Below are 25,958 nucleotides of genomic sequence, written 5' to 3' on the forward strand. Positions count from 1 at the left end.
CGGACAGTACGCCCTCACGGCCGGATAGCATCTGAGGTCTCATGAGCGCCACACTGATCGCCAAGGACCTCGCCGCCGGACACGGCGACCGGGTGCTCTTCGCCGACCTCGAACTCGTCGTCGCCCCCGGTGACGTGATCGGGGTGGTCGGGGTCAACGGCGCCGGCAAGTCCACGCTGCTGCGTACCCTGGCCGGCCGGCAGCCGCTCGAACACGGCACCCTGGCGCTCAACCCGCCCTCGGCGACCGTCGGCCACCTGCCGCAGGAGCCGGACCGGCGGCCCGGCGAGACGGTCCGGGAGTTCCTCGGCCGGCGGACCGGGGTGACCGCCGCGCAGGCCGAACTCGACGCGGCGACCGAGGCGCTGACCGACGGCGCCGCCGGAGCCGACGACCGGTACGCGACCGCGTTGGAACGTTGGCTCGGCCTCGGCGGCGCCGACCTGGACGAGCGGGCCGAGCAGGTCGCCGCCGAACTCGGGCTGGCGGTCGACCTGGCGCAGCCGATGACGGCGCTCTCCGGCGGCCAGGCGGCCCGGGCCGGGCTGGCGTCGCTGCTGCTCAGCCGATACGACATCTTCCTGCTGGACGAGCCGACGAACGATCTCGACCTGGCCGGGCTGGACCGGCTGGAGGAGTTCGTCACCGGGCTGCGTGCCGGCACCGTCCTGGTCAGCCACGACCGCGAGTTCCTGACCCGGACGGTGACCCGGGTCCTCGAACTCGACCTGCACCAGCAGCAGGTCCGACAGTACGGCGGTGGTTACGCCGCCTACCTGGAGGAACGCGAGGTGGCCCGCCGGCACGCCCGCGCCGACTACGAGGAGTACGCCGACACCCGGGCCTCGTTGGAGGCCCGTGCCCGGTCCCAGCGGGCCTGGATGGAGAAGGGCGTCAAGAACGCCCGCCGGAAGGCGACCGACAACGACAAGATCGGCCGGAAGTTCCGGGCCGAGGCGACCGAGAAGCAGGCGGCCAAGGCCCGGCAGACCGAACGGCTGATCGAGCGGCTGGAGGTGGTCGAGGAGCCGCGCAAGGAATGGCAGCTCAAGATGGAGATCGCCGCCGCGCCCCGGGCCGGTGCGATCGTGGCGGCGCTGCGCGGCGCGGTCGTCCGGCGCGGCGACTTCACCCTCGGCCCGGTCGACCTCCAGGTGGACTGGGCGGACCGGGTGGTGATCACCGGTGCCAACGGCTCGGGCAAGTCGACGCTGCTGGCGGCCCTGCTCGGCCGGCTGCCGCTGGACGCCGGGCACGCCTCGCTCGGCCCCGGCGTCGTGGTCGGCGAGGTCGACCAGGCCCGGGGACTCTTCGTCGGCGGCCAGCCCCTGCTGGACGCCTTCGGCGCCGCCGTACCGGAACTGGCGCCGGCCGACGTGCGTACCCTGCTCGCCAAGTTCGGGCTGCGTGCGGCACACGTACTGCGGCCCGCAGACAGCCTCTCGCCGGGCGAGCGGACCCGGGCGGCGCTGGCCCTGCTCCAGGGGCGGGGCGTCAACCTGCTGGTCCTGGACGAGCCGACCAATCACCTCGACCTGCCCGCGATCGAGCAGCTCGAATCGGCCCTGGAGTCGTACCCCGGAACGTTGCTGCTGGTCACGCACGACCGCCGGATGCTGGAGACGCTCCGGGCGACCCGGCACGTCCGGGTCGACGGCGGCCGGGTCACCGAGTCCTGATCCTGCTCCGCCGCCCGCGTCGACGGCCGCTTCCTCCCCGCATCGACGGCCGTTTCCTCCGTCGTCCTGCTGGGCAATAACTACGCCATGCTCAGATGGGAGTACGCCCTGTTGGTGCGCCGGCGCCAACCCCGGATCGACGAGACCGGCTGGGAACTCGTCTACACCTGGTACGGCCCGGACGGCGCCGTGCTCGACGTGTCTCCGTACGGGGACACCGCGCTCGCCCACCTCAACCGGGCCGGTACCGATGGTTGGGAACTCGTCTCGGTGACCGAGGACGGCAACATGCAGGGCAGCGCCGAACTGCACCGCTACCACATGAAACGGGTGCTGCGGGCGGTCGCGCCCCGGCCGAGGCTGCGCAACCTGGGCCGTGCCGGCCGGCGGGCACCCACCGGCTGACGCCCCCCGGACCCGGGGACCGCACGGCCACCTCCCGACCTGGCGCCTTCCGACCCGGTGCCCTTCCGACCCGGTGCCCTTCCGACCCGGTGCCCTTCCGGCCCGGCGGCCTCCGGCCCGGCGGGGCGAGGCGTAGACCGGACGATTCCGGGTAGCCCCGGCCGGGAGGTGGTGATGGTCGCGCAACTGCACAGGGCGCCCTCCGGCGAACGGTTGCGGGCGATCGACGGGTTCCTCGGCACGGCGTACGCCGATCTCGTCGAGCACGACGACCGGTTGCGCGGCACGGCGGTGCAGGCACGGTTCGACCGGGGCGTCGCCCACCTGACCGGCGAGGTCGCCGACCGGGACGAACTGGCACTGGTACGCCGACTCGTCGGCCGGCTGGACGGCGTACTGGCGGTCTGGTCCACGGTACGGGTGGCCGGCCGGGAGCCGGTGGTGATGGATCTCGGCTGTGGCGCCGCCAAGCAGTACCCCGGCAACCTCGGGCTCGACCTGCGGATGGCGCCGGGGGTGGACGCCCAGGCCGACCTCTCCGGCCCGTTGCCGCTGGCCGGCGACTCGGTCGACGTGATCTTCACGGTGCACATCCTGGAGCACCTGATCGACTTCCTGACCCTGGTCGACGAGTGCCACCGGGTACTCCGGCCCGGCGGCGTACTACACGTGATGAGCCCCTGGTGGGGGCACGTGAACGCGGTCGCCGACCCGACCCACGTACGCCTGCTGGACGTGCAGACGTTCAAGCACATGTGCGACCGCCATCCGGGTGCGCCCCGGTGGTATCCGCTGCACACCGGCTGCGACGGCGCGTCGGTCTTCGCCGACCTGACCCCGCTCGACGCCGACGAGCCCGGCCCGGACCCCGGCCACCTGGCCCGGTTCTTCGACTGAACCGACCCGTTCTCACCGTGTTCAGGTCGGCAGGTGCCGCCACTGCGGGGCCGGCAGGCATGTAGCGGGGTCCGGCGGGAATGGACCGGTGTCGGATCGGGCGAGCGTTCGGGGAGGGCCGGTAGATGCGTGCCGTCATGTCTGAGTCGTTTGGGGCGATGCCGGAGGTCCGGGAGATGCCGGAGCCGACGCCCGGTGACGGCGAGGTGAAGATCGAGGTGCAGGCGTCGTCCCTGAACGGGTTCGACGCCAAGCTCGCCGGAGGCTTCCTGAAGGGCGGGATCGAGCACCAGTACCCGGTGATCCTCGGCCGCGACTTCGCCGGCATCGTCACCGAGGTCGGGCCGGGCGTCAGCGGGTTCATGCCCGGCGAGAAGGTCTTCGGCGTGGTGTCCAAGCCGGGACTCGGCGACGGCTCGTTCGGCGAGTACGTCGTCGTACCGGAGGAGATCGGCCTCGCGCCGCTGCCGGCCGGGCTCGACTACCGGGCTGCCGGGGTACTCGGGCTGGCCGGGGTCGCCGCGCTGGCCACCGTGGACGCGGTCGCGCCGGTGCACGGCGAGACGCTGCTGATCTCCGGGGCGACCGGCGGGGTCGGCCACTACGCCGTACAGCTCGCCGCCGCGCGCGGCGCCACCGTGATCGCCACCGCCGAGGCCGGACCGCAGGCCGACCTGCTGTACGAACTCGGCGCCGCGCACACCGTGGACCACCGGGGCGACCTGGCCGCACAGGTTCGGCAGCTCGCACCGGACGGGGTGGACAGCGCCGTCCACCTGGCCGGTGATCCGGAGTCGGTCGCCGACCTGGTGACTCCCGGCGGCCGGTTCTCCTCCACTCTCGGCGTGGACTCCGAGCAGCTCGGCGACCGGGCACTGAGCGTCACCCCGATCGACGCGATCGCGGACCGGATCGTGCTCGACCACCTCGCCACCGAGGTCGCCGCCGACCGGCTGCGCCCGTCCATCGCCCGCACCTACCTGCTGGACGAGGTCCCGCAGGCGTTCGCCGACTTCAACAACAGCGGTACCGTCGGCAAGCTCGCCATCGCGGTCGCCTGACATTTGTGTGTATCGGGGTTACCGCGCCGGGTGTGTCGGCGGTTACCCCACCGGCCCGGCCGGTGGTCGTAGGGTCGTCACATGATCGTTGTGGAACTTCGCTTCACCGGTGACCCCACCGCCAGGCTGGCGGCTCGACCGGCCCATCGGGAGTTGCTGGCCGGGCTGCACGCCGACGGCCGGCTGGTGGCGGCCGGACCCTGGGAGGACGACTCGGGCGCCCTGCTGCTCTTCGACGCCGACGAGCCGACGGTACGGGAGGCTCTGGACGCCGACCCCTACTACTCGACAACCGGGGTGAGCGTGGTGGCGCTACGGCCCTGGAAACCGGTGGTCGGCCGCACGCCGCCGCCCCGGTAGCGCCACGCCGCCGCCCCGATAGCCGAGCCGACTCCCGGTGGCCGAGTCCCGGCGGCCGAGCCGTTCGGGAGCCGAGTCTCGGTAGCCGAGCCGTTCCGGTCGCTGGCTAGTGGCGGGGTTGCGGCTGGGCGGACTGCGCCGCCTGTACGGCCCAGTTGAGGGCGTAGTCGGCGACCTCCTCCCAGCCGGGCTGGCCCACCGTGTAGTGCGGCCGGCCCGGAAACTCCTTGTAGCCGGTGACCGCGGTCGACTTGCGGTAGCGGCCGGCGGTCGCCCTGGTCACCGACGGGGGTACCACGTGGTCGGCGCCCCCGGCGATCAGCAGCAGCGGCGCCCGCCGCTCGTTGCCGAAGTCCACCCGCAGCGCGGTACGGGGGTTCAGGTTCGCCAGCGCCGCGTCGAACAGCACATTCCCGGCGGCGGGTACGTGATAGCGCCGGTAGACCTGCTCGGCCTCGGACCGGGACATGGTGTTCGTGAAGGCGTAGTGGAACTCGTCCAGGCTCAGCGGTACGGCCCGGTGCCGGTTCGCCGGATTGCGCAGTACCGGCAGGCTGGCCCGCAGGGTCGACAGCGGCAGCCGGGTGACTCCCCTGATCGGGGCCGAGTCGATCCCGACACAGGCCGCGCCGAGTCCCCGGTCCAGCAGCATCTGCGCGAACGCGCCGCCGAACGAGTGGCCCATGATGATCGGCGGACCGGGCAGGTCTCGGACGATCCGCTCGTAGTGGTCGACGATCTCACCGATGGTCAGCTCGGCGATCGGCGCGGAGTTCTGCCGCAACGTATCGACGTCGGCGTCCATCCCGGGCCAGGCGGGGGTCAGCACCTGGAACCCGGCACTCCGGTACCGGTCGGCCCAGTGCTCCCAACTCCGGGAGGTCAGCCACAGGCCGTGGATCAGCACGACGGTGTCGGGTCGGGTCGGTTCAGTGGGCAGCAGGGGCATGTCGTCCTCTTCCGGCGTGTCGGGCCCGGTCGACGAGATGACGGCCCTGTGTCCCTTCCGGGCATGCCGTCCGCTACCGATTCCGGGCGTGCCGTCCTTTTCCGGCCGGCCGTGCTTCCGGTGCCGACCGCTCCGGGCACCGTGGCCGCGCCGCCACTGCCGGGATACCCCTGACCGACTGCCCCAACCCGGGCCACCGCCGCCCGGCCCCGCCACGCTCCGCCCGCCTCGGCGGTGGTGAACCCGCCCCGCCCGACCGTACCCCCTGGTCACACCAGCCCCGGTCCGCCCGGCCGGCCGTACCCCTGCTCACGAGTGCGGAGACGACGGCCGGCAGGCGTGGGGGTCAGCGGTCGAGTCGCCGGTACAGGCGTACCGAGAGCGGGAGGAAGATCGCGGTCAGCAGGATCGGCCAGCCCAGCGCCAGCGGCACGGCGTACCGGCCGAGCCAGGAGCCGCCGCCCCAGCCCGGGTTGTCGAAGAGATCCCGGGTGGCGGAAACCGTCGCGGAGAGCGGGTTCAGCTCTGCCAGCACGCCGAGCCAGCCCGGCATGGTCTCGGGCGAGACGAGGGCGTTGGAGAGGAACAGCACCGGCCAGACCAGGATCTGCAACGCGACCAGCGCCTCCGGGTTGCGCAGCAGCAGGGCGAGGTAGATACCGATCCAGAGCACGGCGAACCGGAGCAGCAGGAGCAGCCCGAACCCGGCCAACGCGGCGGTGAGGCCGCCGTGCCACCGCCAGCCGACCGCGAGTCCGCAGCCGACCATCACCGCCAGCCCGAGCGCCGCGTGCAGCAGGTCGGCGACGCTGCGACCGACCACCACCGCCGAGCCGGCCATCGGCATCGCCCGGAACCGGTCGGTGATCCCCCGGGAGGCGTCGGTGGCGACCGCGGCGTAGCTGGCCTCGATGCCGAAGAGCATGGTCATGGCGTACATGCCCGGCATCAGGAACTCCCGGTAGTCGCCACCGCCGGGCACTGCCATCCCGCCGCCGAACAGGTAGCCGAACATCAGAACCACCATGATCGGGAAGAGCAGTCCGAGGACGATCTGCACCGGTTGGCGGATCCAGTGGGCCAGCTCACGGCGGGTGATCGTCCAACTGTCCACGACCGCCCAGCGCAGCCGGTCCGCCGGCTGCCCGGGTACGGGCGGGATCGTCGTCGTCGCGGTCACCGTGCCACCTCCCGGTCGCGCTCGTCGGACTCGCGGTCGGCGTCCGTGAGGTGCAGGAACACCTCGTCCAGGGTCGGCCGGCGCAGCACGATGTTCTCGGCCGCGACGCCCCGCTCGTCGAGCCCGCGTACCAGCGCGGTGAGGGTGCCGATCCGGTCGGCGACCGGCGCACTGACCCGCCGGTTATCGTCGTCGCGGACGACCGGGCCGTCGGTGATCCGGCCGAGCAGGGTGGCGGCCTCCGGCAGGTCGTCGACCCGGTGCAGGACGACGTCGATCCGGTCGCCGCCGAGCCGGCTCTTCAGGGCGTCCGGCGTACCGTCGGCGACGATCCGGCCGGCGTCGACCACCGAGATCCGGTCGGCGAGTTGGTCGGCCTCGTCGAGATACTGGGTGGTGAGCAGCACCGTCGTGCCGGCGCCGACCAGTGCGCGTACCGCCGCCCACACCTCGTTGCGGCCGCGCGGGTCGAGCCCGGTCGTCGGCTCGTCGAGGAAGAGCACCGCCGGGGCCAGGATCAGCCCGGCGGCCAGGTCGAGCCGGCGCCGCATCCCGCCCGAGTACCGCCCGACCGGCTTGTCGGCGCTGTCCGCCAGCCCGAACCGGTGCAACAGCTCGTCCGCCCGCCGGTCAGCGACCCTACCCGGCAGGTGGTAGAGCCGGCCGAACATCGCCAGGTTCTGCCGCCCGGAGAGGATCTCGTCCACCGCCGCGTACTGGCCGACCAGCCCGATCCGGTAGCGCACCTGCTCGGGCTGGCGGGCGACGTCGTACCCGGCCACCTCGGCGCGACCGGCGTCGAACCGGAGCAGCGTGGTGAGGATGCGTACCGCCGTCGTCTTGCCGGCACCGTTCGGCCCGAGCAGGCCGTGCACGGTGCCGGTCGGCACGTTCAGGTCGAGCCTGTCCAGGGCGTGCCGGTCGCCGTACCGCTTACGCAGTCCTTCGGCGCGGATCGCCAGATCTGTCCCGTGCATGACCACCCCAAATCACGTACACCGTATAGAGTTCCGACCGGAGACTATAGCGTACGCTGTACGGAGTTCAAGCCAGGGAGAATGACGAGGTGACGACGGAGTACAGCGGCAGCGGCGATCCGAAGCGGAGCATGGAACTGCTCTGGGGCGTACCGGATCGTCCCCGGCGGGGACCGAAGCCCAAGCTCACGGTGGACCGGATCGTCCGGGCGGCGATCGGGATCGCCGACGCCGAGGGGCTGGCCGGGCTCTCCATGCGTCGGGTCGCCGACGAACTCGGGGTCACCGCGATGTCGCTCTACACCTACGTGCCGGGCAAGGCCGAGCTGGTCGACGTGATGCTCGACACCGTGCACGCCCGGCCCGCCGAGGCCGACGACGGGCACGACGGGCACGGCGGCGTGGCTGATGGCGACGGCGACTGGCGTGGCCGGCTCGAACGACTGGCCCGGGAGAGCTACGAGCGCTACCGCCGCCATCCGTGGCTGCTCCAGGTCGCGACCAGTGTTCCGGTGCTCGGCCCGAACCTGTTGGCGAAGTACGACCGGGAACTCTCCGCCGTCGACGGGCTGGGCCTGACCGAGGTCGAGATGGACCTGCTGGTCAGCCTGGTCACCGACTACGTGCACGGCGCGGTACGCGGTGCCGTGGAGACCGCCCAGATGCAGCGGCGCACCGGGATGAGCACCGAACAGTGGTGGCAGAGCTACGAACCCCTGCTGGCGCAGGTGTTCGACCCCGAGCGCTACCCGGTGGCGGCCCGGGTCGGCGCGGCGGCCGGCGAGGAGTACCAGGCCCCGTACGACCCGACCCGCTCGTTCGAGTTCGGCCTGCAACGGATGCTGGACGGGATCGAGGCGTTCGTCCGGAACCGGGCGGGTAGGTAGTCGTCGCCTCCGTCCGGAGCCGCGCGGGCGGGCGGGTAACCGTCGGGGCCGGGAGGCGGGCAAGGTAGTCGTCGGGCCCGGCGGGCGGGCTTGCCGGGCGGACCCGTCGGTGCTTGGCTGAGACTCCTTCGGTTTCCGCTGGGGGTACCCGTGCCGCCACCGTCCCCGTACGACCCCGCCGCGCTGCGCCGTGCCCGGGTCGCGGTGTCGTTGCTGTTCCTGCTCTTCGGAATGGCGATCGGCACCTGGACGGCCCGGATCCCGGCGGTGAAGGAGAGCCTGGGGCTGACCGACGGCCAGCTCAGCGTGGGCCTGCTCGGGCTGGCCGCCGGCGCCATCACCGGGATGCAACTGACCGGACGCCTGGTCGACCGGTACGGCAGTGCCCGGGTGATGCTGCCGGTGGCCTTCGCCGAGGGCGGCTGCCTGCTGCTGCCCGGGTACGCCGGCACCCTGACCACGCTGACCCTGGCGCTCTTCGTCTTCGGCGCGGTGCACGGCACCCTCAACATCGCGATGAACGCCAACGCGGTCGAGGTCGAACGTGCGCGCGGTCGACCGATGCTCTCGTCCTGCCACGCGGTCTACAGCATCGGCGGCTTCCTCGGTGCGGCGGTCGGCGGTCTCTTCGCCCGCGCCGATGCCAGCGTCGCCGTCACCTTCTGGGCGACCGCCCTGATCGCGGTCGCCTCCGCCGGCTGGGCCGCCCGCTGGGCACTGCCGTCCCCCGGGCACCCGGTGTCCGCACACCCCGCCGACCCGCCCGCCGATCCGTCCATGGAGCCGCCGGCAGCCTCGCCCGCCGGGCCGGCCGGCGAGCCGCCCGCCGGTCGTCCGGGCGGGGTGTTCTTCCTCGGCGTACTGGCGTTCTGCTGCCTGGTCGGCGAAGGTGCCGCCGCCGACTGGAGCACGGTCTACCTCCGGGACAGCCTGGGCAGCGGACCGGGCTTCGCCGCCGCCGCGTTCGCCGCCTTCTCGATCATGATGACCGCAGGCCGGCTGGTCGGCGACCGACTGGCCGCCGCCCTCGGGCCGGTCGCCCTGGTACGCGGCTGCGGAGTGCTCGCCGCCCTCGGGCTGGGCGGCGCCCTACTCGTCGACCACCCGGTCGCCGGGTTGGTCGGGTTCGGTTGCCTCGGCGCCGGGCTGTCCTGCATCGCGCCGCAGGTCTTCTCGGCCGCCGGCAACCGTGATCCCCGTCAGGCCGGCCGGGCGCTGGCCCGGGTCGCCGGCCTGGGCTACCTGGGTTTCCTCGTCGGTCCGGTGGTGATCGGCGGTGTCGCCGAACTGTTCGGGCTGCCCCGCGCGCTGGCGATCCCGGCACTGCTGGCGCTCTTCGTCGCGCTCGCCGCCGGAGCGGTCCGGCCCCGCTCCGAGCGGGAACGTCCGACCCGTCCGGTCACCCCGGAGCCGAGATCCTGACCTCGGGTACGCACTCCTCGCCGGCCAGGAAGAGGAGCAGCTCCGTCCCCTCGGCGGTCAGCGCCTCGGTGTCCACTGCGGACAGCCGGACGAACGACTCGACGCTGAGGATCGCGCGGTCCCGCTCGACGGCGGTCGTCCAGATCCCGGCGGTGAAGCCGTCGAGCAGGAGTGCCCTGGGCAGTTGGCCGTTGCGGGCGACGGACCGGGAACGGAACTCGTCGGTGACCACCCGGGACCGGTCGGCGTGCGAGAGCAGCAGGTTGTCGAAGTCGTAGAGGAACCGGGGCGGCGCCGGGGTCTGCGGATCGGGGCGTACGGCGTCGGGCAGGTCGAACAGCTCGGCGCCGCTCTCGTCGCGGAAGGTGGCCAGCCTCGGGCGCAGCCGCTCCAGCACCTCGGCGAGCCGGGTCAGCCCGGACCAGACCTGCACGTCGCGTACGGTCGCCGGCCCGAAGGCGCCGAGATAACGGAGGACGAGGTCGTCGACCGGCGAGTCCTGGGACGGCACGGCGCCGATCGGCGAGTTTTGGGACGGCACAGCGCCGACGGGCGAGTCCTCTGACGACACGGCGCCAACCGGCGACTCCTGGGAGGACACGGCGCCGACCGGCGAGTCCTCGGCCGGGACGGCGCCGAGCCAGTGCTCGACGGTGCGGTGCGCGGCGGGACCGCTGCGCCCCCAGACGCCGCGGGGCGGCACCTGGACCAGCGGCACCCAGGTGCGGACGGCCTGGCCCAGCGCGGCCGGATCCCGGTCGGGCCAGCGCTGCCGCAGCGCCGCGCCGAGCTGCCCGAGAGTGAGCGGTCGCTCGTCGAGCACCCCACGACCGGCCACGACGACCTCGTCCCGGGACAGCCCGGTGAGCTGCCGGCCGGCGACCTGTGACAGACCTCGGTCGAGCACCGGTTGCAGCAGGGGCCGCAGCGCCAGCGCGTCGGCGGCGGTGACCAGGTGGATGGTCGAACGCATCAGCGCGATCCGGACTGCCCGCCGGTCGGTCAGCAGCTCCGCCACCGCCTCGGGGCGGCAGTCACGCAGCCGGGTCCAGAAGCCGACGTACCAGGTGTGTGCGGTCTGGGCCTGCATCCCGACCAGGTGCGTCAGCGCGTCGAGCGGAGTGCGGTCCGACCGGCTCAGCAGGAGTTGCCGGTGCAGGGTCGCCCGGTTGAGCGCCCGGCGGCCGAGCGTTGTCATGGTCGCTGTCATCCCCCGGTTGATGGCTTTGCCTTGGCCGAGCCTATCGACGCCCTCCGACAGCGCCCGGCATGGCTTGACCAGAGACCTTCAGATGCAGCGTTACCCGTAGCCCCGATAACGGTAGAACCAGCGTTGCCCACCCCGACGGTACTGGATATATTTACCTTCGTCGTAGCGTGGGAGCGTTCCCATGTAGCTGGGGACCGGGGGTGAGGTCGGCCGCATGAGCACGATCCGGCTGCTCGTGGTCAACGGTTGCAGCTTCGCCCGGGGCGCCGAGTTGGCCGAGCCGGACCGGGATGCCTGGCCAGCCGTGCTCGGGCGGGAACTGGGCATCGGCGTGGTCAACCTGGCCTGCGACGGCGGCTCCAACCGGCGGGCCGTCCGGACCACCGTGCAGCACCTGGAGTCGATCCGGGCGGCACACGGAATCGGGTACGACCAGATCCTCTTCGTCGGCATGTGGACCGCACTGAGCCGCAACGAGTACTACGACGGCGGGATCGAGGACGGACCGGTCCGCCCCGACCTCGGAGTACGCCCGGCGCTGCCGGAGGAACTGCACTGGCAGCGGGTGGCCGACTGGAAGGCGGCCGAGGGGGACAAGCCGTCGAAGGCGTACCTGCGACACCTGTTCAACACCACCGGCGAGACGGTGAACTTCTTCGTGGACTGGCTGCTGCTGGAGCACCATCTCACCGGTCACGGCGTGCCGAGCCGGTACGCGTTCGCCTGGGAGATCCTGCCCGACCCGATCCCGGCCGAGGCGGTACCGGTGATGCACGCGCTCCGCGCCGACCTGGTCTTCGGCAGGCTGCCGCCCCGGCCGGAGGAGACCTTCCGGGAGATGGTCTTCGGCCGGGTGCCGTTCGGCGACTGGGACCACCCGCTCCGCGAGGGACACCGGCACTTCGCCGACGCGATGCTGCACTGGCTGGCCGGCGACGAGCGGCTCCGCTTCCCACTGAACCAACGGAACGACCTGACCGGCGGAAGCAACGAGACCCGACGGACCGACCAGACCGCTGGAAGCGACGTGACCGGACGAAGCAACGACGTGACCGGACGAAGCGGCGTGACCGGACGGGGCGGCGGATGAGTGCGGCACGGCTGGTCTCGGTGATCATGCCGGCCCGCAACGGTGTCGCCACCATCGGCGCGCAACTGGCGGCACTGTCCCGGCAGACCTATCCCGGGCGTTGGGAACTCGTCGTGGTCGACAACGGCTCCACCGACGGTACGGCCGAACTCGTCGCCGGTTTCGCCGGCCGGCTGCCCGATCTCCGGCTGCACCGGGCGGCGCTGCGGGCCGGCACCAGCTACGCCCGGAACGAGGGCTGCCGGGTGAGCCGGGGCGAGTTGCTGCTCTTCTGCGACCAGGACGACGTGGTCGCGCCGGAGTGGGTGGCCGAGATGGTACGCGGACTCGCCCGGTTCCCCGCCGTCGGCGGACATGTGGAGCGGCGGCTGCTCAACGACGACGTCGCGCTGGCCACCCGGCCCGAGAAGCCGGCCGGCTCGCTCCAGGGCGGATTCGACTTCCTCCCGTACGCGCTCGGCGCCAACTGCGGCGTACGCCGGGCCGTCTTCGAGGAGTTGGGCGGCTTCGACCCGGCCTACCCGTACGGCTCGGACGAGGTGAGCTTCTTCTGGCGGGCGCAACTCGCCGGGTACCGGATCGGGGCGCTGCCCGACGCCGTGGTGCACTACCGGCTGCGTCGCCGGCTCCGGGAGATGGCCCGGCAGTACTACTCGTACGGCCTGAGCCACCCCCGGCTGTACCGGGACTTCGCCGCCGCCGGGCTACCCCGCTCGGTCCGGTCGGCCGCCCGTGAGTGGCGCTGGCTCCTCGTCCACCTGCCCGACCTGGTCCGGTCCCGCAAGGCCCGGGCCGTCTGGGTGACCCGGTGCGCTATGCGTTGTGGCCGGCTCGTCGGCAGCCTGCGTCAACGCGTCGTCTTCCCCTGACCCGGCCGGCCACCCGGCTCCCGCAGGCCAGTCGTCGTCGGCGGCGTACCGGACCCCGGTGCGGGACCGGACGTCGTCCAGGATCCGGAGCACCGCCACGGTGTCGGCCAGGGTTGCCAGCGGGCTCTCGGTCAGCCCGGCCCGCAGGCAGCGCATCACCTCGACCGCCTCGTGCCCGAACCCCTCCCCCTGGTACGGCACCTCGACGGTTCGGGGCTCGTCGTCGCCCCGGTGCAGCCGCAGCCTGGCGGGCCGGAAGAACCCCCGGTCCAGCTCGATCCGACCGGCGCTGCCGCAGACCGCGGCCGTCCACGGTGTGTCGGCGACGATCGAGCAGGAGAGGGTGGCCAGTGCGCCGTCCGGATAGCCGAGCACCACCGCCGTGGTCTCGTCGATGCCGTACGGGCTGAGCGTGGCGACCCCGGTGACCGAGCTGGGCACGCCGAGCAGCAGCTGGGCCAGGGTCACCGGATAGATCCCGAGGTCCAGCAGGGCACCGCCGCCGAGTGCCGGGTCCCGCAGCCGGTGGCCGGGGTCGACCGGCCCCACCAGACCGAAGTCTCCCTGCACCAGCCGGGGTACCCCGATCGCGCCGTCCCGGACCAGTTCGACCAGCCGGCGGATCGCCGGCACGCACCGCATCCACATCGCCTCCATCAGGAAGAGGCCGGCGGAGCGGGCCCGGGCCGCCAGGTCGACGGCCTGGCCGGCGTTGAGCGTGAACGGCTTCTCGCAGAGCACCGGCCGCCCGGCGGCCAGGCAGAGCGCGGTCGCGGCGTGGTGGCTGGCGTGCGGGGTGGCGACGTAGACGACGTCGACCCGGTCGTCGGCGGCGAAGGCGTCCCAGCTTCCGTGTGCGTACGGGACGGCGTACCGGGTGGCGAAGCGTTCGGCGGCCTCGGCCGTGCGCGAGCCGACCGCCACCACCTCGGCGTCCGGCAGTCGCAGCAGGTCCTCGACGAACTTACCGGCGATCCAGCCGGTACCCAGCACACCCCACCGGACCGGTCGCTCGGGTAACCGGCCGGGCGGGGCCGCCGGGCTCACCGGGCGGGCCCGGCCGCACCGGCCAGCGCCGCCCGCCGCAGCGGTTGGTCGGCCGCCTCCGCCGCCTCGGCCTCGGCGTGCCGACGGGCGAGGTCGTCGCGCAGCGCCAGGCAGTCGCGTACGTAGTCGCCGGCCCGGGCGATCGGTGGATGCGGGTCGCCGTCGCCGCAGTACTCGACGCAGATCGCCGGTACGCCGAGCGAGGCCGCCTTGGTGATCCAGGCGTAGTTGTCCAGTACCCCGTCGGCGGTGTCCACGTTGAAGTCCGCCCGTCCGCCCCCGGGGTGCAGGTTCTTCAGGTGGAAGTAGCCGAGCCGGCCGGCGAGTTGGTCGAGCACGGCGGGATCCCGGTCGGCCGGGCTGACCACGTAGGCGTTCCCGGGGTCGGCGGTGGCGACCACGGCCGGATGGTCCACCATCGCCAGCAGCTTGGCGGCACCGGCGACGGTGTCGTGTACCGAGCCCGGATAGACCTCCACCCCCACCCGTACGCCGTGCCGGGCGGCGTACTCGCCGAGCCGGCGGTAGCCGTCGGCGGCCCGCTCGTAGTGCACCTCCTCGGCGAGCGCGCTGCCGTTGACCCGCCAGTCGTCCGGGTCCCGCTCCAGCGTTCCGGACCAGCCGTTGACCATGCCGATGCCGTGCCGGGCCGCCGCCGCGATGGTCCGCTCGACCAGGTTCAGCGAACGGATCCGGCGGGCCGGGTCGGCGTCGACGAAGTCCCCGGTGTAGCCGACGCAGTGCACCCCCACCCCGTACCGCCGGCCGAGCGCGACCGCGTCGGCGACCTCGGCCTCGACCCGGGCCGGGTCGAAGTGGAAGTGCACCAGCTCGATGCCGTCCCAGCCGTGCCGCGCGGCGACCGCGAAGACGTGCCGCAGGGGGTACCGGCGGAAGGTGTAGCTGTGCAGGACGAGCTTCATGGGTTCTGCCCTCCGGTCAACGCCAACCGCATCCCGCCGTTGGCGACGCTTCGTTCGAGTGCGTGCAGCACCCGCAGGTCCCGCAGCCCGCGGGCGACACCCACCTCGACCGGTACCGGCTCGCCGGCCGCGCTGGCGGCGAAGACCCGGTACTGGGCGAGGTACGGATCCACCGGCTCGGGGCGCAGCCAGCGCCGTCCCCGTTCGTCGCAGACCAGCACCGAGCCGCCGGAGTCCATCGCCCACGAGTCCCGGACCACCAGCAGGCCCCGTTCGCAGACGACCGTGTACCGCGAGACGCCGACGTCCGGCGGCTCGGTGAAGGACGACTCGACCTGGAGCCGCCGCTCCTCGCCGAACCAGACCGTCGCCTCCACGAAGATCTCGGTCCGTTCCCGGTCGCCGGCCGGATAGCCGGTGGCCCGGCACGCCGTCGGCGCGGCGTCGAAGACGTCGACCGCGGTCAGCAGCGGATAGATGGCCAGGTCGCCGAGGCAGCCGAGCCCGCTGTCGGCCCGCCGGTTGCGCCAGTCCCCCTGCCGGTGCCCGAGGTGGCAGGCGCTGATCGAGCGGGCCGCGCCGAGCTGCCCGGACCGGACCAGCTCGACCACCGCCCGGTTGTACGCGTTGTACCGGGACATGTAGCCGACCATCGCCGGTGCGCCGGAGGCCATCGCCGCCCGCAGGATCCACTGTCCACCTGCGACGGTGTCGGCCAGCGGCTTTTCCACCAGCGTCGGGATGCCCCGGGCCAGCGCCCGGCAGGCGTACTCGGCGTGCCGCCGGTTCGGCGTCGCCACGTGCACCCCGTCCAGCGGCGTACGCAGGAAGTCGCGGGCGTCCGTACCACACCAGATTCCGGGTGCCTCGGCGGCGACCGCCCGCAACGCCGCCTCGTCCGGATCGAGTACGGCGACCAGCCGCAGATCGTCGGCGGCGGCGATGGCCGGCAGCAGCGACCGGCGGGCCAGGAAGCCGGCGCCGACGATGCCGATCCGGAACGTCATGGCACCAACTCCCCGCCGCACCAGTCCAGCAGCAGGCTGCGCGGGGCGAGCGACCGGTAGGTGGCCCCGGCGATGGCGTCCAGGGTGTACCGCTGCGCCGCCAGCGCACCGTCCAGGGCCGGGTCCCCGGTGCCGACCGGCGCGTACGGGGCGAGCAGCACCGCCACCCCGACCGACCGGGTGTGCCAGACCAGTTGGTAGGAGTGGTGGTTCCAGCCGCTGCCCTCGTGCACCTCGACGGGGCGGCCGAGCCGCTGCGCCAGCCGTTCGGCGCCGACCGCGCCGGCCGGACCGCTGCCGTACCCGACGACGTGCACGGCGGTGAGGTCCGGCCGGTTCGCCAGCCAGTCCGCGAGTACCCCGGCCAGTTCGTCGGCGCTGGCGACCGGGCGGCTGCCGACGGGCCGGTCGGCGGCGGTCGGTGCCACCGGCACCAGCCGCTTGTAGTGGTCCACCGCGTCGTGCGTGGCGAACCGCAACCCGTGCCGGACCGCGACGCAGGCGACCAGGGCGGCGACCGCGTAGCAGGCGGCCATCGCGGCGGCGACCGCGCCGGCCGGTCCGCCGGGCCGGGGCAGTGTCGCGATGCCCGCCGCGACGTCGACGACCACCGCGCCGGGGACCGGCCCGACCGCGACGTCCGGCCACGGCCGGAACCGTTCGGACTTGCCGCCCCAGCCCTGCCGGGCGGCCTGCAACGTCCACAGTCGCAGCCCGGGGCCGGCGTCGGGCGGCAGCCGGAACAGCACCCTCGGCCGGCCGGTGGCGGGTAGCCGGGCCGACTCCTCGCCGGCCCACTCGCCGATGCTCCGGGCTGCACCGGCGAACGCCCGGTAGGTGTCGTCGAAGTGCGGCCAGCTCAGCATCCGGGCGGCGAGCAGCGCCGGCACCGAGAGCGGGGCGTGATACAGCGCCACCTGGTCGCGGTCGCCGGTCAGCGAGAGCGTGCCGCCGCGTTCGCAGAGCCAGGCCGGGCCGTCACCGCCGGTCCGCTGCCGGGCCACCGCCAGGGTCGCGGCCAGCAGCCGGGTTTCCCGGGTACGCCCGGAGGCGCTGACCGCGAACCCGACGCTGTCGACCCGCCCGTCCACCTCGCCCAGCATCCGCTGCACGGTCTCCGGGTCGAGCGAGTCGAGTACCCGGACCGCGCGCTGCCCCGGCACCGCCTCGGCGATCGCCCGCAGCCCGTACGCCCAACCGCCGGTACCGGCGAAGACCGCCCGGCGGCTGCCGCGCAGCAGTGTGCCGCCGCCACGTCCGGCGGTGAGCCGGGACACCCGGGGCCAGGCCGGCGGGTGTACCCAGCCCAGTCGGGGCGCCCCGGCGAGGCTGGCGAGCGCGGCGACCGTACCGGCCGGCCCGTGCCGCTCCCCGCTCGCGGCCGCCCGCACGTACGCCCACAGTTCGGCACCGCTCGGCTCCCGTCCCCAGTGCCGGGCGGTCACGGCGTACCCCGGCGGGCCGGCACCGGCGACACCACCGTGCCGTCGAGGCGGAAGTCGACCACCACCCGCAGCGGCGAGCAGCCCGAGACGGTGCCGTGGTCGAGGATCTCGGTCGCCACCTCCGGCAGCGCGGGCAGCGAGACGAGATGACTGACCAGCGGTGTCAGGTCGAGGGCGGGACTGGTCGGGGCGTCCGGGGTGCCTCCCCTGCCGAGGGTGGCGGCGGCCGGGGAGGCGGTGAGCAGTTCACGGGCGGCGGCGAAGTCACCCGCGCGCCCGCCCCGGGTGCCGACCACTGTGCACCGGCCGCCGGCCGGGTTGTCGACGACCCGGCTCGCACACTGAGCGCGCAGCGGCCCCGGGTCCAGCACCGCACCGCCACCGACCCGGAGCAGGCGGCCGGCCCGGAAGCCGCCGAACAGGTGCAGGCTGGCGCCGTCGGATAGCGCCGGCCAGGTGAGTTCGGTCGCCGCCGGCCCGCCGTCGCCGGCCACCGCCACCACCGCCAGTTCGGCGCCCCGGCCGGCGGTGGCCGATCGGACTCCGGCGGCGAGTCCGGGCCCGAGGGGCAGTACCGCGTCCGGGGTCGGCAGTCCGCGCCGCACCGCCGCCCGGAGCCGCCGGTCGGTCCGACCCGCCACGGTCACCGTACGGGCGCCACGGGCGCGGGCGACGGCGACGTGCAGCAGGCCGAGCACGCCGGCACCGACCACGAGTACGTCCCGGCCGGCCCAGTCCCCGGTGAGTCGCCGGTGCGCCCGCAGCACCGCCGCCAGCGGCTCCAGCAGCACCCACTCCGGTCCGCAGCCGGCCGGTACCCCGACGAGCTGCCCCTGGGCCAGTGCACCGAGGTCGCTGACGAGGATGTCCCGGAACACCCCGGGTACGTTGTGGCCGAGCTTGAGGTAGTCGTCGGTCGGATGGTTGGGGTTGAGCGTCACCAGCTCGCCGGGCCGGAGCCCGGGAACAGCGTCGCCGACCTCGACCACCTCGGCCACGCACTCGTGCCCGAGCACCCCCGGCTCCAGCCCGCGTTCGCCGCGCAGGATCTGCAGGTCGGTGCCGCAGAGCCCGGCGTACCTGGGGCGGAGCAGTAGCTGTTCGCGCCCGCAGCGCGGCCGGGCGCCGGTGGTCAGCACCAGCCGGGACTCGCCGATCGGCTTGACCACCTCCCGGGTCTCGGCCTCCCGGGCGGCGAGGTAGCCGGCCATCCCGGCCAGCGTCGCGGCCTCGGCGTCCTCGGGTACGTGCAGCAGCCCGTCCCGGTCGGCGGCGGTCCAGCCCTGGAACCAGCCGGCGTCGACGAGCAGGGCCGCCAACCACTCCCGCAGCGCGGCGAACCACGGGGCGCCGACGCCGTGCGCGAACCCGCCGACCACCACCACCGTGCGGAGCCCGAGCTGGGCGCAGACCTGCAACAGCGCCACCGCGAGATGCCGGGTGGCTCCGCGCAGCACGTCGGCGACGAAGGCGTCCCCGGTACGGGCGGCGTCGGCCAACGCTCCGGCGTCGATCCGGGCCGGGTCGCCGCCGACCAGGCGGTGCAGTACCGAGCCGGCGAAGTCGGCCCGGTCCCGCTCCGCCCGCCGGATCGCGGCCCGCACCACGGCCGGACCCGAGGTGTACCCGCAGAGGTCGGCCACCGCGCCGCAGTCGCACCACGGCAGGTCCAGGTCGGCGAGTCGCTCCCGGGCGGCCCGGTCTCCGGCGGCGGCGGCCCGACCGAGCCGGGCGGCACCGGTCGGCCCGCCGGGCACCTCGGCCAGCCGGCTCGGCTCCACCGGCACGTGACCGATCTCGCCGCCCAGCCCGGCCGGGTCGGAGAGCAGCTTGGCGGTGCCGGGCAGCCGGTCGTCGAAGACCTTGACCGCCACCCCGGTGCTCACGGTGACCAGGGCGAACCGGCCGAGTCGCCGGTAGTGCCAGGCGGCGGCGGCCACGTCGTTCAACACCGTCACCCGGGCCCACGGCAGCCGGGCCCGGAGCCCGGCCCGGACGTCGAAGCCGGCCGACTGGGCCTGCCACAGCACGCTGGCGTCCCGGATCACCCCGTCGGCGGTGACCACCGCGCCGAAGGCGACCCCGAGGTCCCGCCGGCCGGTGGGCTCGGCCGCCCGGTGCAGCCGGTCGGCCGCCTCGGCGATCCGGTCCAGCAGGCCGTCCCGGGCAGCGGCCAGCGGCAGTTCCGGACGGCCCCGGCGGGTCGGGGTGGCGAACCGGACCACCTCGCCGACCAGCCGGCCCGCCTCGGCCAGCGCCAGCCGGGTCCAGGTGCCGCCGACGTCGACCACCACGCCGCACTCCGCCGACCCGGTCACGAGCCACTCCACGCCCAGGCCGGCGTGATCGACCCTCGGGCGGCGGTCGGCGTCATCGACGTCTCGGCGGCGGTGGGCGTAATCGGCGTCTCGACGGTGGCCACCGGGCTCGGCGTACCGGCCCGGTGGCGCAGCGTGGACCAGGCGCGACGCAGGTCCGCCAGGCCGATCTCGTCGATCGAGTCGACGAACCCGCCGACCCCGATCCCGACCGGTACGGCCAGGTGCAGTTCGCCGCCCTTGTGCGGCAGTACCTGGGTGCGCAGTGCCCGCCACAGCCCGTCTGCGTCGCAGCAGTCGTCGTACGTCGGCAGCCCGATTCGGCGCAGCAGCGTCTCGACGCGCTCGACGACCCCGTACGGCAGCCGCCCGGCGGCCATGCCCAACCGGCAGGAGAGTGCCATCCCGATCGCCACCGCCTCGCCGTGCCGGAGCCGGTAGCCGGACCGCTCCTCCAGTACGTGCCCGAACTCGTGGCCGAAGTCGGCGAGCCGGCGCCACCGCCGCTCCCACGGGTTCTCCTCCAGCTCGACCAGCATCGCGGCAACCGCGCGTCGGAGCACCTCGTCGAGCACCGGAGCGGCGTCGGGGTCACGCAGTACGGCGTGGTGCTCCTCGACCAGGGCGTAGAGGCGGGCGTCCCGGACCAGTGCGATCTTGACGATCTCGGCCAGCCCGCACCGGAACTCCTCGACCGGCAGGGTCGCCAGGAACCCGGCGTCGCAGAGGCAGGCCAGCGGCGGATGGTACGCCCCGAGCAGGTTCTTCCGGCCGTCCAGGTCAACCCCGACCTTCAGCCCGACCCCGGCGTCGACCAGCCCGACCAGAGTGGTCGGCACCCGCAGGTACGGCGTCTCGCCGGGATGGCAGGCGGCGACGTAACCGACCAGGTCGAGCACCGTACCGCCGCCGACCGCCAGGATCCGGTCGTCGGGGCCCAGTCCGAGCTGGGCTACCCGGCGGAGCAGCCGCCGGGCAGCGTCGTACGTCTTGCCCTGCGGTGAACTGCGCACCGGCAGCACCGTGTAGCCGGCCAGCCGACCCTGGCGACACCGCCGGGCGAGCCCGTCCCGGACGGCGGCGATCACCGACGGCGAATAGTCGTCCACCACCGCCATCACGCGGGCGCCGACGGGCAGGTGTGCGGAGAGCGCCACGTTGTCCGGGTCGAGCACGCCGGTGGTGAAGGTGACCCGGTAGCCCAGCTCTCGGCTCCGGTGCACCCGGACCGGTGCCGTGCTCGACGCCCGCCGCCCGGAGACCCGCGCCGGCAGCGACTCCGATGTCGACGGTCGCGCGTGTGCCGACGGCAGGACCGGCGCCGACGGCCGGGGATGCGTCGGGGGCAGGACAGGCGTTGAAGGCAGGACCGGCGTTGAAGGCAGGACCGGCGGCGGGGCCAGGACCGGCGTTGGGTGCAGGACAGGCGGCGAGGGCGGGACGGGTGCCGGTGCCTCGGCGGTGGCCGGGCACGGGGGCGGGGACCAGATGTGCTTGTCGTCCGGGCCGTGCCGGTGCAGCAGCCGGGCCACCGCGTCCAGCGCCGCCTGCCGGATGCCGGCCGGGTCGCCGGCCCGGTCGAGGTGCTCGGCGAGTACGTCGTCGTGGCCGGCGAGGTGGCGCAACGCCGACTCCTCGTCGGGGCGTACCGGGGTGGGGTCGGCGAGCAGGGTGTCCACGTCGACCAGCAGCACCGGATCGCGCGCCTCGGCGGCGAGTGCCGGTGCACCGGCCACCACCCGGGCGCTCCGGTGCAGCGACGCCAGCAACCCCGGCAGGTCGTCGTGCACCCGGACCGCCCGGGTGTACCGGCGGTACATCGCGGCGGCCAGCGCGGTGGCGGCGGTTGCCGGTGGGCCGGCGAGCGAGACGAAGGCGTCCCGCCGGCCGAGCCCGGCCGCGACGCCGGCCCGGACCAGCACGGGTACCGGATCGGGGCCGGCCGGCGCGGCGAGGTCCCGGGCGTCGACGGTCCGGTGGTGGTCGAGCGCGCCGCGCTCCCGCCAGTACCCGAGATAGGCGTCGAGCCGGCGGGCCCGGTCCGGCCGGTCGCAGACGGCGACGATCCGTCGCGCGCCGCCGAAGGTCCGCAGCAGGGTGGGATCGCCCGGCCGCCACAGGTCCCGCCGAATCCGCAGCTCGAAGGTGTCGATCAGCTCGGCCCGGAGTACGTCCTTCAGCCCGGGTGCCGACGCCGTGGCCGGCCCGGGCAGGTCGCGGGTCCGGGCCAGGGCCGGCGCCCCGGTTGTCGGTGACATCGCCTCACACCGGCGCTTGCTGGGCGCAGGCCCGGCGCAGCAGGTCGACCAGCGGCTGACGCGGTCGGCACCGGTCGAACCGGAAGGAACGCATCATCTCGTCGATCGCCGACTCGTCCATGCCCCGGAACAGTTCGCCGAACTCGGGGAGCAGCGCCTCGGCGAAGAGGATCTGCGGCACCAGCCGGCCGATCAGGAACTCGCTGCCGAACGGGAACGGCAGGTAGTCCGGGAACTCCCGGGCGAAGAGTTCCTTGAGTGGGCGCATCACCTGCTGGATGTGGTCGTGCCGACCGCCCCACAGGTCGACGCCGAGCCGGGCCTTCTTCTCGACCATCGGCCGGATCCGGCGCATCCACGGGCTGTCCGGGTCGACGGTCAGCGGTGCCGCCACCCCGATGTCCTTGTACGGCCAGAACGCCCAGTTGGCCCGGTGCCGGGTGTAGATCTCGAACTGGTCGGCGAGCAGATCGAGCCGCATCCGGTCCTGCTCGGCGTCGCCGGTGAAGACCGCGTTGAACTCGCCGACGTAGACCGGAGTGCCGGTGCGGAGCATGTACTCGCTGCGCTTGAGATAGGTCCGCTCCAGCACACCCGCGTCGAAGTACTGGTCCCGGGACTGGTCCGGCAGCAGGATGCCGTGCTCGTAGCCGACGCCGTCCGGCGACTCCCAGACGTGGGTCAGGTGCGCCACTCCCGGATAGCGGCCGTCCGGTACGTAGCCTGGCGGCGCGTAGTCGTGGTGCGAGTAGACCACGTTCGGCAGTGGCTCGCCGTAGACGTCGAAGTCGTTGGAGTAGCGGTTGCCCTCCAGGATCACGATGTGCTCCGGGTCGACCTCGCGGATCGCCTCGACCAGCCGGCGCGAGTACGGCCCGATCACCTGCCCGCTCGGGTCGGCCGGCTCGTTCACCGGGTTGTACGCGGCGACCCACGGCTCGTTCCGGTAGCGGCCGGCGATCGCCCGCCAGAGGTGTACGACCCGGTCCTGGAAGTGCGGGTGCTGCCAGAACTGGGCGACGTGGGTGGGGTTGTCGCTGTGCCAGTCCTGGTTCTGCCAGCCGGGCAGGGCGTGCAGGTCGATGATGGTGCGTACGCCGGCTGCGGCGAGCAGCTCGATGGCCCGGTCCAGGTGGTGGAAGCCGGACTCGACGATCTCGAACGGCCGCCGGTCGTCCTCCAGGTGCCGGTAGTTGACCGGAATCCGGACGACGTTGCAGCCCAGCCCGGCGATGAAGCGCGCGTCGTCGGCGGTGAAGAAGTGTTCCAGGAAGCGGTCGAAGAAGAACGCCGCCCGCCCCGGCCCGAGCACGTCCCGCACGGCCGCCCGCATCCCCTGCTCGTACGCCGGGAAACCGGTCATCCAGTTCTCGAAGTTGAGCCAACCGGCGAGGCCAATGCCCCGCCAGATAACCGGCTGTCCGTCGCCGTCAACTATTTGATCGCCATTGGTCCGGAGAAATCCTCCGGGGCATGCCAAAGTAAACCGGGACACGGACATGCCACCCCCTGCCTTTCCCGTCGTCGGGTGCATTGCCCGTTCGGATCGATATTGACTCAATACGATGCGGAGTCAATCGTCAAGAGGTCCGACATGATCAAATGGACGCGCTCCCACGGGACACCTGTCGAGCCCGGAGCGTTGCTCCGTCAGCCGGATGAGTTCCGGGACGGTCCGCCGCAGGTGTTGCCCGTACGCGATCCGAGGCGATATTTTGCGCGGGGATGTTAGCGATCCCAACCGACCGGTCCCGCCGCACACCCTCGGGGGGAAAATGGTTTGGCCACGAGCGTTGAGGTCAGTCCTATCCGTCGTACGGCGCCTGATCCGACGCCGCCGCCGACCCCACCGCCGTGACCCGTTTCTCTACAAGTGACGCCCGGTGCGAATCGGGATTCTCCGCACCACCGGCAAGTCGGCGGCGCAGCGGCTCGGCCAGGTAGGACAGGCAGAAGACGTCGAGGGGCGACGGCATACCATCGGCCGGGTGGCGAGTGACCCCGAGCCGGCCGGGCGCGATCCGCGGCTGCGCCGGCCCCGGATCGCCACCCTGGTCGCGCTGGTCGGCACGCTGCTGACCGCGCTGATGATGCCGGGGATCGGGCTGGCCCTGGAGCCTGCTCCGATGTGGAGGGTGCTCGGCTCGGTCGGCGTCGTCGCCGTCGCCACCGCCCAGATAGTGGCGCTGTACGTGCTGGTCACGCCCTGGCTCACCGGCCCGGCCCGACGCCGCGCGCTGCTCGGCTACACGCTGACCGCCGTCGCCTCCGTACCCCTGGTCGGTCCGGTCGCGGGCGGCGACTGGCCGACCTGGGCCTGGCTGGGCGCCTCGATCGTGGGTACCGCGCCCCTGCTGCTCGGCCGGTGGACCGCGACCCTGGGCGTGGCGGCGACCGTCGCCGTCGCGGTCGGAGTGGCCCGGTGGACCGGCGGCGACGTGCCGGACCACCTGCTGATCACCGGCGGCATCGGGCTCGGCGTCGCGTCGATCGGTTGGTTCCAGGTGTGGTTCTGGGACCTGCTGGTCCAGGCGCAGCAGGGCCGGGCCGCCCAGGCCCGGCTGGCCGCCACCGAGGAACGGCTGCGGTTCGCCCGGGACGTGCACGACCTGTTCGGACACCACCTGTCGGTGATCGCGCTGAAGGCCGAACTCGTGGCCCGGCTCGCGCCGGTGGACCCGGAACGGGCCGGCCGGGAGGCCGGTGAGGTGCAGCGGCTGGCCGTCTCCGCCCTGGCCGAGGTACGCGGGGCGGTGCACGGCTACCGCACCGTCGACCTGCCGGAACAGCTCGCCGCGACCGCCGAGGTACTGCGCTCCTCCGGCGTACGCTGCACGGTCGGGCAACCGGCCGGGCAGGTACCGGCGGAGGTCGCCGCGCAGTTGGCTCCGGTACTGCGCGAGGCGAGCACCAACCTGCTGCGGCACAGCCGGGCCACCTGGTGCAGGATCGAGGTCGGTCGGGACGCCGACCGGTACCGGCTGACGATCGCCAACGACGGGGCGGGGCCGGCCGCGCCGGACCGGCACAGCTCGGGGCTGCGCGGCCTCGCCGACCGGCTCGCGGACGCCGACGGGGTGCTCCGGACGGCGAACCACGAGGGGATCTTCACGGTCGAGGCCGTCGTGCCGGGCCCGACGACCGGGGATCATCGGACGGAACCTGCCGTACAGGGCGGGCCGACGGCTCGAATTCCGGACGCAGAGGCTCCGGGGGCACGGGTTTCGGGGACACCGAGGGAGGGCGGCGACGGTGGGAGCGACGGATGAGCGGGGCGGCGACGGCCGGGACGGCAGCCGGTCGGAGACGATCCGGGTACTGCTCGCCGACGACGAGGAGCTGATCCGGGTCGCGGTCGCCGCCCTGCTCGACCTGGAGCCCGACCTGGAGGTGGTGGCGCAGGCGGCCGACGGGCGGGCGACGGTACGGGCAGCGCTGGCGCACCGTCCGGACGTGGCAGTGGTCGACCTGGAGATGCCGGCGTTGGACGGCCTCGGCGTCACCGCCGAACTGGCCGGCGTGCTGCCGTCCTGCGCGGTGGTGATCCTGACCGGACGCGGCCGGCCCGCGCACCTGCGCCGGGCACTCACCACCGGCGCCCGGGGCTTCCTGGCCAAGGGCGCCCCAGGCGGCGCGCTGGCCGACGTCATCCGCCGGGTGCACGCCGGAGCCCGGTACGTCGACCCGGCGCTGGCCGCCGAGGCGCTGACCGCCCCCGAGTGCCCGTTGACCCCGCGCGAGCTGGAGGTACTCCGGCTGGCCGGCACCGACACGCCCGTCTCGGCCGTCGCCCGGCGTACCTCCCTGTCCCAGGGCACGGTACGCAACCACCTGGCCGCCGTGGTCGGCAAACTCGGCGTCGCCAGCCGGGCGGAGGCGTACCGGACCGCCGTGGATCACGGCTGGCTCTGACCGGTACGTCACCGGCCCGGTCAACCGGAACGCCGGGTCGCCGCCGCCGAGCTTTCCGGCTC

Annotated in this window: 20 protein-coding genes and 2 pseudogenes; 11 read left to right on the plus strand and 11 right to left on the minus strand. The window is 73.7% G+C overall.

Translation table 11 applies throughout. From position 1 onward, the window contains the following. Positions 1 to 41 precede the first annotated feature (41 nt). The 5 genes and pseudogenes from Pen02_RS23500 to Pen02_RS23520 all read left to right on the plus strand — a co-directional run bounded on the left by Pen02_RS23500 (position 42) and on the right by Pen02_RS23520 (position 4,402). Positions 42 to 1,679: an ABC-F family ATP-binding cassette domain-containing protein gene (locus Pen02_RS23500; RefSeq protein WP_203868202.1), complete on the plus strand. Its 1,638-nt coding sequence runs from the start codon at positions 42 to 44 to the stop codon at positions 1,677 to 1,679. Positions 1,680 to 1,766: 87 nt separating this feature from the next. Next, a pseudogene (locus tag Pen02_RS23505) lies at positions 1,767 to 2,015 on the plus strand (hypothetical protein); the annotation flags it as partial. Between the two features lie 243 nt (positions 2,016 to 2,258). Then, complete coding sequence (locus Pen02_RS23510) at positions 2,259 to 2,981, plus strand: methyltransferase domain-containing protein (protein WP_203868204.1); 723 nt, start codon at positions 2,259 to 2,261, stop codon at positions 2,979 to 2,981. 137 nt (positions 2,982 to 3,118) lie between these two features. Then, entirely contained in the window at positions 3,119 to 4,042 is a 924-nt protein-coding gene (locus Pen02_RS23515; protein WP_203868205.1) for a quinone oxidoreductase family protein, read from the plus strand. 81 nt (positions 4,043 to 4,123) lie between these two features. Next, positions 4,124 to 4,402: a YciI family protein gene (locus Pen02_RS23520; RefSeq protein ID WP_203868206.1), complete on the plus strand. Its 279-nt coding sequence runs from the start codon at positions 4,124 to 4,126 to the stop codon at positions 4,400 to 4,402. Positions 4,403 to 4,508: 106 nt separating this feature from the next. Here the strand turns inward: Pen02_RS23520 and Pen02_RS23525 are convergent, their stop codons facing one another. The 3 genes from Pen02_RS23525 to Pen02_RS23535 form a co-directional block, all read right to left on the minus strand. Then, a complete protein-coding gene (locus Pen02_RS23525) occupies positions 4,509 to 5,351 on the minus strand; it encodes an alpha/beta hydrolase (RefSeq protein ID WP_203868207.1) in 843 nt (280 codons plus the stop codon). A 346-nt stretch (positions 5,352 to 5,697) separates the two neighbouring features. Then, entirely contained in the window at positions 5,698 to 6,531 is an 834-nt protein-coding gene (locus Pen02_RS23530) for an ABC transporter permease (protein WP_307837727.1), read from the minus strand. Further along, positions 6,528 to 7,508 carry an ATP-binding cassette domain-containing protein gene (locus Pen02_RS23535; protein ID WP_203868208.1) on the minus strand — a complete coding sequence of 327 codons (981 nt, stop codon included), beginning with the start codon at positions 7,506 to 7,508 and terminating at the stop codon, positions 6,528 to 6,530. Before Pen02_RS23535 ends, Pen02_RS23530 begins: the two co-directional genes overlap by 4 nt. 89 nt (positions 7,509 to 7,597) lie before the next feature. On the opposite strand from Pen02_RS23535, the gene Pen02_RS23540 reads away from it, so the two are divergent. Together Pen02_RS23540 and Pen02_RS23545 are read left to right on the plus strand one after the other, a co-directional pair. Next, positions 7,598 to 8,395 (plus strand): TetR/AcrR family transcriptional regulator, encoded by a 798-nt coding sequence (locus Pen02_RS23540; protein ID WP_239141123.1) that lies wholly within the window; start codon positions 7,598 to 7,600, stop codon positions 8,393 to 8,395. 150 nt (positions 8,396 to 8,545) lie between these two features. Continuing rightward, entirely contained in the window at positions 8,546 to 9,817 is a 1,272-nt protein-coding gene (locus Pen02_RS23545) for an MFS transporter (protein ID WP_203868209.1), read from the plus strand. Here the strand turns inward: Pen02_RS23545 and Pen02_RS23550 are convergent. Beyond that, on the minus strand, positions 9,795 to 11,027 hold the full coding sequence (locus Pen02_RS23550; protein ID WP_203868210.1) for a winged helix DNA-binding domain-containing protein: 1,233 nt from the start codon (positions 11,025 to 11,027) through the stop codon (positions 9,795 to 9,797). The two genes, Pen02_RS23545 and Pen02_RS23550, sit on opposite strands and share 23 nt — an antisense overlap. Before the next feature lie 214 nt (positions 11,028 to 11,241). On the opposite strand from Pen02_RS23550, the gene Pen02_RS23555 reads away from it, so the two are divergent. Then, positions 11,242 to 12,117 (plus strand): DUF6071 family protein, encoded by an 876-nt coding sequence (locus Pen02_RS23555; RefSeq protein WP_203868211.1) that lies wholly within the window; start codon positions 11,242 to 11,244, stop codon positions 12,115 to 12,117. Beyond that, positions 12,114 to 12,986 carry a glycosyltransferase family 2 protein gene (locus tag Pen02_RS41935; RefSeq protein ID WP_239141125.1) on the plus strand — a complete coding sequence of 291 codons (873 nt, stop codon included), beginning with the start codon at positions 12,114 to 12,116 and terminating at the stop codon, positions 12,984 to 12,986. Before Pen02_RS23555 ends, Pen02_RS41935 begins: the two co-directional genes overlap by 4 nt. Before the next feature lie 42 nt (positions 12,987 to 13,028). On the opposite strand, the pseudogene Pen02_RS23560 reads toward Pen02_RS41935, so the two are convergent. From Pen02_RS23560 to Pen02_RS23590, 7 genes and pseudogenes are all read right to left on the minus strand, one after another. Then, positions 13,029 to 14,033, minus strand: a pseudogene (locus tag Pen02_RS23560) (Gfo/Idh/MocA family protein); the annotation flags it as partial. Continuing rightward, positions 14,030 to 14,956, minus strand: coding sequence for a sugar phosphate isomerase/epimerase family protein (locus Pen02_RS23565; protein ID WP_203868213.1), 927 nt, complete (start codon positions 14,954 to 14,956; stop codon positions 14,030 to 14,032). The gene Pen02_RS23565 and the pseudogene Pen02_RS23560, both read right to left, overlap by 4 nt. Then, positions 14,953 to 15,963 carry a Gfo/Idh/MocA family protein gene (locus Pen02_RS23570; RefSeq protein ID WP_203868214.1) on the minus strand — a complete coding sequence of 337 codons (1,011 nt, stop codon included), beginning with the start codon at positions 15,961 to 15,963 and terminating at the stop codon, positions 14,953 to 14,955. Before Pen02_RS23570 ends, Pen02_RS23565 begins: the two co-directional genes overlap by 4 nt. Further along, positions 15,960 to 17,408, minus strand: coding sequence for a hypothetical protein (locus Pen02_RS23575; protein WP_203868215.1), 1,449 nt, complete (start codon positions 17,406 to 17,408; stop codon positions 15,960 to 15,962). The genes Pen02_RS23570 and Pen02_RS23575 overlap by 4 nt, the downstream gene beginning before the upstream one ends. Beyond that, a complete protein-coding gene (locus Pen02_RS23580; RefSeq protein ID WP_203868216.1) occupies positions 17,405 to 19,726 on the minus strand; it encodes an ROK family protein in 2,322 nt (773 codons plus the stop codon). Before Pen02_RS23580 ends, Pen02_RS23575 begins: the two co-directional genes overlap by 4 nt. After that, a complete protein-coding gene (locus Pen02_RS23585) occupies positions 19,723 to 21,984 on the minus strand; it encodes a 3-dehydroquinate synthase family protein (protein ID WP_203868217.1) in 2,262 nt (753 codons plus the stop codon). Before Pen02_RS23585 ends, Pen02_RS23580 begins: the two co-directional genes overlap by 4 nt. A gap of 4 nt (positions 21,985 to 21,988) precedes the next feature. Beyond that, complete coding sequence (locus tag Pen02_RS23590; RefSeq protein WP_203868218.1) at positions 21,989 to 23,347, minus strand: glycoside hydrolase family 5 protein; 1,359 nt, start codon at positions 23,345 to 23,347, stop codon at positions 21,989 to 21,991. Positions 23,348 to 23,972: 625 nt separating this feature from the next. Between Pen02_RS23590 and Pen02_RS23595 the strand changes: the two genes are divergently transcribed. Then, entirely contained in the window at positions 23,973 to 25,253 is a 1,281-nt protein-coding gene (locus Pen02_RS23595; RefSeq protein WP_239141127.1) for a sensor histidine kinase, read from the plus strand. Next, complete coding sequence (locus tag Pen02_RS23600) at positions 25,237 to 25,896, plus strand: response regulator transcription factor (protein WP_239141129.1); 660 nt, start codon at positions 25,237 to 25,239, stop codon at positions 25,894 to 25,896. Before Pen02_RS23595 ends, Pen02_RS23600 begins: the two co-directional genes overlap by 17 nt. Positions 25,897 to 25,958 lie beyond the last annotated feature (62 nt).

The sequence above is a fragment of the Plantactinospora endophytica genome, assembly GCF_016862915.1.
In the GTDB taxonomy this organism is placed as follows: Bacteria; Actinomycetota; Actinomycetes; order Mycobacteriales; family Micromonosporaceae; genus Plantactinospora; species Plantactinospora endophytica.